Annotated in this window: 5 protein-coding genes; all 5 read right to left on the bottom strand. The window is 69.3% G+C overall.

Annotated elements, in window-relative coordinates:
* Positions 1-136: 136 nt before the first annotated feature.
* Positions 137-577 carry a hypothetical protein gene (locus tag BZY54_RS28650; RefSeq protein WP_086728235.1) on the bottom strand — a complete coding sequence of 147 codons (441 nt, stop codon included), beginning with the start codon at positions 575-577 and terminating at the stop codon, positions 137-139.
* Positions 577-1,419, bottom strand: a complete 843-nt coding sequence (locus tag BZY54_RS28645) for a hypothetical protein (RefSeq protein WP_244217387.1) — start codon at positions 1,417-1,419, stop codon at positions 577-579. The genes BZY54_RS28650 and BZY54_RS28645 overlap by 1 nt, the downstream gene beginning before the upstream one ends.
* A 253-nt stretch (positions 1,420-1,672) precedes the next feature.
* Positions 1,673-2,665, bottom strand: a complete 993-nt coding sequence (locus BZY54_RS28640) for a hypothetical protein (RefSeq protein ID WP_086728233.1) — start codon at positions 2,663-2,665, stop codon at positions 1,673-1,675.
* A 118-nt stretch (positions 2,666-2,783) separates the two neighbouring features.
* Positions 2,784-4,109 (bottom strand): hypothetical protein, encoded by a 1,326-nt coding sequence (locus tag BZY54_RS28635; protein ID WP_086728232.1) that lies wholly within the window; start codon positions 4,107-4,109, stop codon positions 2,784-2,786.
* Positions 4,109-7,138: phage tail family protein (locus BZY54_RS51045; protein WP_483025152.1), on the bottom strand; the 3,030-nt coding region annotated here is incomplete at its 5' end. The genes BZY54_RS51045 and BZY54_RS28635, both read right to left, overlap by 1 nt.

The raw sequence follows: 7,138 nt of genomic DNA, 5'->3' as shown, positions 1-7,138 counted from the left end.
ACCCTCCCGACCCCAACAAACCGCCCCCTCCCATAGTGGAGCCAGCGCACGATATGACAATGATCGACGGCCAGGGGAAGGAAATCTCCGTCGGGCAATACATCGGTTGCAAGGTCGTGCAATGTCTCAGCCTGGCCTAGCCGGACCCGGCGTTCATCGCCATCACGTGAACGCGCACCCCGGCCCCGACAGGCTCGGCGACGCCCGTGCCGCGGCGTGCCCGGGTCCGCCAGACTCGCACCACCGCGCACCAGGCCGTGACCTCTTCCAGAGCGACGAGGACGGTGCGGTCGTCATCGTCCGGGCACGGGTCAACCGCCGTCGCCTGGACGACCGGAGGGGCCGCGTACGGGGCCGGGAACACCCACTGGGCGCGGCCGTCCTCGCCGGTGGCCAGCACAGCCGCCGCAGGCCCGGCGGGCGCACCCACGATCACGTCGGTCGGCAGCGGGTCCTGCTCGCCCGGCTGGCCGGTCTGCCTGCGTCCGGCGATCCGTGCCCGCTGGTCGAGGTGGCCGAGCACCCCGCCCAGAGGGTTGCCGACGATCCGCCGCGCCGGTGATCCACGCATCGCCATCAGGCCGCCTCCGTCCCAGCCGCCGCCACCTGCACCTGCACCGACTCACGGCCCGCCGAGTTCTCGCTGCCGCCCGACTCGGTGACCTTCACGCCCATGATCTTCAGCCGCTGCGCCACCTTCCGGCACGTCCCCGCGCTCGTCACATCGAGGCACCAGCCCGGGACCAAGCTCGGCACGTCGATCGCCGCCTCCGGGCTGATCGTCACCTGCTGCGTGTCGATGAACACCGGCACCAACAGCGACGCCCGCTGCCGGGCCTTCGCCGACTCCGCCGCCGACGCACTGTCGGTGATCTCCGACTGCTCCACGTACCGCTCGTGCAGCCCGTAGTAGTCGTCGACGCCGCCCGCCTCACCGATGACGCCGCTGCCCTCGCTCCCACCGGCGACGACCCACCGGGTCACCAGGGAATCGCCGTCCTCGGCGACCTCCAGGCCGTCGGGCAGGTCCGCGTCCGACAGCCGGCCCACGCTCTCCATGAACGTCTCGGGCAGCAGCAGGATCTTCGACCCGATCGCGGTGAAGTCCAGCCCGGCCTCGGCGAGCTGGCGGAGGTGGTCGCCGGTCTGCCCGATGTTCGCGCTGTACGACCGCGAGCCGTTGATCCCGGCCCGGCCGATGACCTCCACGGTGTGCCCCGGGTCGTCGGGCCGGAAGCCGTCCTCGATCAGCCACTCCGCGATGTCCATCACGTCGACGCCCGTGAACGTCCGCGACGCGTGAGGGACACGGCGGTCCAGCCAGGCCAGGATGTCCTTCGCGGCCAGCTCAATCCCGTCCTGCGTCCAGCTGATGTTCGTGATCGGCCCATCCCACACGTACTGGTCGTCACGAAACACAACCAGGCGGTTCCTCCAGCTGGAGATCCGGCCGAACTGTGTGCAGCAGTCGAATCCCGGTTGGACGACCGCTCGCGCCGTGCTGACCCCATCGAGCACCCGATTCCATTCGCATTCCACGAGCACGTCGGCGACGGCGACCGTCGCGCCGCCTTTATCGAGTACAACGGCGCGATGACTTCCGCATCCAGCTACAGACAAGGCCGGGCCCTCTCCTTGGAGACGAGCCCGGCCCAGAACCAGCGACTCCCGGCTAATTGTGCAGGTGCTTCCAGGAAGCGCCCCGGCCTACCTCGCGGATTGTCTGCACCGAGACCCCGTACTCCTCAGCGAGCTGCCGGGTATTGCCCCGGAACAGGAGGTCCACTCCAGGAACCCACCTCTCCCTGATCTCCCGGGCCTGCTCGCCGGTGAGGATCGAATGGAAGCTCTCAGTGACGTTCCGGTCTCGCATGTTCTCTGTGTGATCACCGAGCTTCAGGTGGCTGATGTTGATGCAGCCGTGCGCACCGCTGCCGTTGTTGCACCGGTGCAGCACGTCGTGGTCGCCCGGATCGCCATGCCGGATGATCCATACGGCTCGCGCCGCCATCATGTGGACGCCCTCGTACATGACCGTAGGACGCTCAGCAAACCCCTCAAGGACGATGCACTCAGTTGTCGTTGCGTAGGCGGCGGCCTCCATCTGCCTGCGCCGGGCTTCGATATCGACCCAGCGCTTGCGTACGCTGGGATCGGCCCCACCGTGCTTGTTGGACCACGCCCGGCACCCCGCGCACCAATCCTTCCGGCTCTCGCTCACCGGCTTGCCGCACAGCCGCTCGTCAGCCATGACGACGACGCAGAAGCGTTCGATCGTGTGATGCTGCAGCCTGATGTGGTGCAGGTTGATGCAGCCGTACCTCTCGCACGTCCGCATGATCCGGCCACCTACTGGCACCTCCCGGTTGGCCATCAGCCAAACCGCCCGGGTCGCCTTCATCGACTCGCCGCCGAAGCTGACGCAAGCGTCGGTGGTGCCGTCGCCGAAGACCACACAAGCTTCCGGGCCCGCGTCAATGCCGCGTTGCAGGATCCTTCGAATCTCCGCCGCCGTGCGCCGAGGTTGGCGCCCGTTGGGGTCCGCTCCCCCGTTGTTCCTTGACCACTCCTTGCAGGAGTGGCACCAGACGTCGCGCTTGTACTTGACGCCCTTGCCGCACGTGGTGCCGTCCGCGAAGACGACCGCGCACGTACCCTGGACCATCCGAGCCTCCATACAGGTTCGGGGCCCCGGACCGGAAGCTCTCACCTTCCGCCGGGGCCGTTTAGTTGTTGATCCATTCTATCCGTTTTGCCTGCTCAGAGGCACTTTTGACCACTTATCAGCGGCCTCGTCCGGAGACACTGATGGTCACCAGGGCGTCCATGGCCGGCGGGCTCTCAATGTCCGAGCTCAGGCAGACGCAGAACGTGGAGCAGTCGAACGTGTTGAAGGTGACGGGCATGCCGTCGCGGCCGTAGACGTCGGACGAACTTTCGCAGACGCCGCCGCACTCGACGGTCGCGCGGCCGGTCTGCCCGTCGAGCGTGACGGCGCCGCCCGCCGGACAGAACGAAACGTGGAAGTAGCTGTGCGGGTCGCACCGGTTGAAGTCGGCGGTCTCGTCGCAGGTGAGTCCGGCTTCGCCCTGCTCGTAGATCTCAATCGTCAGGTTCCGCAGGTCCGTCGACCCGGCGCGGACGGTGACGATCGGCACGTCCGACGTCCACGTCGGCCGGCTGGTCAGATCCATGGTGTAGCAGGTCCGCTCTGCGGCCAGCGGCAGGCAGAAGCAGGTGTTGAGCGGCGCTCCTGGCAGCGGCGGTGCTGGGGTGGCGCAGCGGGTGTCGGCGCAGGCCGCGGTCGGGTCGACGCAGGCCGCGAACCGGCAGCCGCCTGGGCACTGGTCGGCCGACCCGGCAGGGTGCACGCACCAGGTCACGCAGGAGCCGTCCAGGTCCATCGGCGGCACGACCTCCAGCACCGACACGGGATCGGTCCACAGCCACGGCACAGCGGCCGTCAGGACGAACTCGACGGTCAAGATGTCGGCGCCGGACTGGCATTGGCCGGTGCCGCAACCGTCGCCGGCCCGCGCGGTCACCTTGGGCCCTTCGGTCAGGGCGACGCGGCGCAGCGTCCTGCGGTGCCGGGCGTTGAACTCGGCCGGGGTCAGGCCCTCGTCGCCGGGGCAGCAGTTGTACGTGACCAGGCAATCGCCGTCACAGTCGCCGCTGACGCAGCCCTGCAGGACCTGCGACAGCCAGTGCAGCCCGTAGTCCACGCCGCAGCAGGTGGAGCCGAGGACCAACGCGGTCACGGTGATCGTGCGCGGCAGCGCCCGCGCGGGGCCGATCGAGCCGCCACCGGCGATGCCGCCGGTCACCGACCGCTGCACCGGGAAGTCGTCCAGGCCGGCGACGTCGAGGACCATCAGCCCGGCGAACTCGGTGCTCTCGGGCACGTCCGGGTCGTACCAGGGCGCCGGGCTCGCCGGGTCGTCCGGTGTCGTGTACGGCAGTTCCTCGAGGACCTCGTTGCCGAACGTGGGGCAGCCGCAGCCGTTGTAGCCGGTCAGCGGCGAACCGACTGTCTCCAGGTAGGTGTTGAGCCGGGCGTGGTTCACCAGCTCCACCCCGCCGAACTGTAGGTACCACTCGACCGCCATCAGCCCGTCACTCCCGCCGCCAGGACGAGGCGGTTCACCACGCGGTGCGCCGTCATGTGCGCATCGCCCACCTCGTTGATCGTCCAGTGGTTCGTCATCTGCAGCCCGCCCCCGGCCGCGGCCGCCGCGCGGGCGCCGCGGCCCACGGTCATCGGCGGGTCGTCGGGGCCTCGGCCGCGCTGCGAGCGGGTCAGCGGGATCACCACGCCGTCCCTGCCCCCTCCGAGGACGGTGAGCTGGGCGGCCACGCCGTCCGCCAGGTCGCGGGCCGCCGCCCGGGACGCGTCCTGCAGGCCAGCCAGCCGCCGCAGGAAACCGAGGTGCAGGCCGAGCCCGGTCAGGTCGCCGATCTTCATGAACACCCGGCTCGGACTGTGGATCTTCAACGCGGCACGGATCGCGGACTGCATGCCCTTGGCGATGTCGAGCATGAGCTTCTCGATCGCCTTCTGCTGGCCCTTCAACCCGGCCAGGAAGCCCTTCGCGGCCTGGGCGCCCGAGTCGTACAGCAGGTCCGCGCTGGTCTGGCCGAGCGTGCCGGATGCCTTGGAGAGCTGGCTCTGCAGGCTGTTGAGCCGCTTCAGCTGATCCGACGTCGCCGACGACAGCGCGACGGCCAGGTCGGCGCCCTGGTTCGCGCCAAGGCCGATCACCTGCTCCAGCAGGCTCTTGGCCAGGCCCCGCTTGCCGAGCTTGCTGATCTGGCTGGTGAACGTCTTCACCTGGTTCACCGCGTTCTGCAGACCCGCCGTGAGGGACGACGTGGTCACGTGGTCGGTGCCCTGGGGGAGGTTCTGCAGGGAGAACGCCGACACGGCCGCGTTCGTCGTGTCGGTGGCGAACTTCTGCGCGTCCGCGATCCGCTGAGCGATCTTGTCGCGCTGCGCGGCGAGGCTCTGCAGCTTCGTGTTGCCCGAGTTGAGCATCGCCACGAGCCGGTCGTCGACCTTCGAGTTCTTGCCCTTGAAGGCGTCCGCGATGGCCTTCACCATCGAGTCGGTCGTGGACTTGATCTGCGCCGCGGTGCCGGTCAAGCCCTTGACGAATCCGGCGCCTACCTGCTGGCCGATCTTCGCGAACACCTTGGACGGCGAGGCGATCTGCAGCCGGTCCTCCGCCGCGGTGACCGCCGAGTCCGCCATGTCGTGCACGGCCGCCACGATCAGCCCGGCGTTGTCACGGATGCCCGCGACCATGCCCTGCACTACCTGGGCGCCGACGCCGTCCAGCAGGCTCGCAATGCCCGTCAGCGCGCTGCGCAGGCTGGACACGGCTCCGTTGGCGGCCGCGTTGCCCGTGGCCGTGCCCGTGACGGCGGCGAGGGTGCGGGCCTGGGTGACGCCGAGCATGTCGAGCAGACCGGACTGGGCGGCGAGCTGCGCGGCCCTGCGGGGCTTGGTGAGCGGGATGACGACCTCGGGCCCTGCCTCACCGATCAGAGCGTGCGTCGGCCCGTACACGATGCCGCCCCGGGCGAACGGCAGGTACTTCCGCACCGAGTCCGGGATCCCGCTCTTGATCTTGGACATGATCTTCGAGCCGACATTGCCGATGGCGTCGAGGATCTTCCCGGGCAGACCGGAGAACAGGTCCACCACGCCCGAGATGAGGCTGGACACAGCGTCCTTCGCCGACTTGACCGCGCTACGGAACGCCCCGGCGATCTTCGACCCGACGGACGTCAGGGCCCTGCCGATCCGGCCGGGCAGCTCGGAGAAGAACGACACCACCGACGACCCGGCGGACCTGGCGGCGCTGAGCGCGGACGAGCCGGCCGACCGGAACAGGCTGGACAGCTTGCCCGGCAGCGCTGCCAGCGCGGAGCCGACCCGGCCGGGCAGCTCGGAGAAGAACGACGCCGCCGAGGACAAGAACGACGAGATCGCCGACGTGACCGCGTTGAACGCGGACTGGAAGGCGTTCAGCAGCGACGAGCCCAGCGACGCCAGTCCGCTGGCGATCTTCCCTGGCAGTTCGGTGAAGGTGAAGACGATCCCGGCGAGGATCGTCAGCAGGGCGATGGCCACGCCGGCGACAGCCGTGGTGAAAGCGTCGAGCAGGGCCCCGGGCAGTGCCGCCAACGCGGCGGTGATCTTGCCTGGCAGGTCGGTGAAAGACTTGACCACCGCATCGACGCCCTCGCTGACCTTCTGCTTCACCCATTCGAAGGCGGAGGAGAAGGCGTCGGAAATGCTGGAGCCGAGCGACGACAGCCCGCTGGTGATCTGCCCGGGCAGGCCGACGATGAAGTTGACGACGCTGGTGGCACCGTTGATCAGCTCGGTCAGCACGGTGACGACGCCCTTGATCACCGGCACGACGACGTTGAGCGTCGTCCATTGCAAGATCGCAGCGGCCACCTGCAGGATCGGCCCGGCCAGCCCGGCGATCATCCCCACCAGCGGGGTCAGCGCAGCGACCAGCTGAACGATCGACGGGATCAGCGGCATGACCGCGAACACGACCTGCATGAACGCGTCGATCAGGCCGGGCAGGACCGGCAGCAGCGCAGCCGTGAACTGCAAGATCAACGGGGCGAAGGCGGCGACGACCTGTGCCACGGCCTGGGCGATGACCGGAAACAGCGGCGCCAGCTGCAGGAGCACCTGCGCGAGCGCCTGCCCGACACCAACGGCGAGCGGCGTGAGCGCCTGGACCAGCGTCACGAAAGCCTGCGACAGGATCGGCAGGACCGGCATCAGTGCCGTGACCAGTGCAGAGATCACCGGGCCGAGGGCCTGCGCCACGGCGGACAGGACCGGCGCGAGGGCCTGCGCCAGGATGGCCGCGAGCTGCCCGGCGAGCGGCAGCAGCGGTGCCAACGCGGTGAGGATCTGCGCCAGCGCGGCACCCAGGAGGCCCAGCGCGGGCCCGAGAATAGCGAGCCCCTGCGCGAGGGCCTGCCCGACCGTGGCCAGAGCTGGAGCGATCGCCGCGAGGCCCGGCCCCAGAGCGTTGATCAGGTTGACGATCGCCGGGCCCAGCGCCGTGAAGATCGGCGTGAGCGCCGGGGCGATCGCCCCGATCTG

The sequence above is a fragment of the Streptomyces carpinensis genome, assembly GCF_002154505.1.
Classification (GTDB): domain Bacteria; phylum Actinomycetota; class Actinomycetes; order Streptomycetales; family Streptomycetaceae; genus Streptomyces; species Streptomyces carpinensis.
The sequence above is the reverse complement of the archived record's forward strand: the minus strand, read 5'-3'. Positions and strand labels throughout refer to the sequence as shown.

Coding starts and splice junctions, on each gene's coding strand:
- BZY54_RS28650 (WP_086728235.1), bottom strand. CDS start 577: ATGGCGATGCGTGGATCACCGGCGCGGCGGATCGTCGGCAACCCTCTG.
- BZY54_RS28640 (WP_086728233.1), bottom strand. CDS start 2,665: ATGGTCCAGGGTACGTGCGCGGTCGTCTTCGCGGACGGCACCACGTGC.
- BZY54_RS28635 (WP_086728232.1), bottom strand. CDS start 4,109: ATGGCGGTCGAGTGGTACCTACAGTTCGGCGGGGTGGAGCTGGTGAAC.